Here is a 411-nt window from a genome sequence, read left to right as displayed (position 1 = left end):
TGCTATTGGAGACGATTCCTGGTCTAGGAGATCGGACCATCCCGCAACTGCTCGCCTACATTGGGCGGCCAGAGCGCTTCAAAACGGTCAAGGCCTTGATCGCCTATGCCAGCCTAACGCCAGCTATCCGCCAGTCCGGCAGTTCCTTAAACCAAACCAAGGGAACGCATCCCATGGGCCATCGTGAGCTCAAGCGAGCTCTGTACTTCCCGGCACTGGTGGCTGGTCGCTACAACCCCTTGATCGCTGCGTTCTGGAATCGGCTCAAAGCCCAGAACAAACCGGGCAAGGTCATTGTGGTGGCTTGCATGCACAAGTTGCTGGCCATCATTTACGGCGTGCTCAAGTCCAAGCGGCCGTTCGATCCGACAAAAATGAATGCGCAAACAGCTTGACGCATAACGGTGTCTT

General features: G+C 56.0%; 1 protein-coding gene. It reads left to right on the top strand.

All coding sequences use genetic code 11. The features are described 5' to 3' along the window. Positions 1-395 (top strand): transposase (locus tag WG899_RS22310; protein WP_339597831.1); only part of this gene is annotated, 395 nt, incomplete at its 5' end. Between the last annotated feature and the right edge of the window lie 16 nt (positions 396-411).

It is taken from the genome of Paucibacter hankyongi, assembly GCF_037482915.1.
Taxonomy (GTDB): domain Bacteria; phylum Pseudomonadota; class Gammaproteobacteria; order Burkholderiales; family Burkholderiaceae_C; genus Paucibacter_A; species Paucibacter_A hankyongi.
Note: the sequence above shows the minus strand (reverse complement) of the source record. Positions and strands in the feature narration are given on the sequence as shown.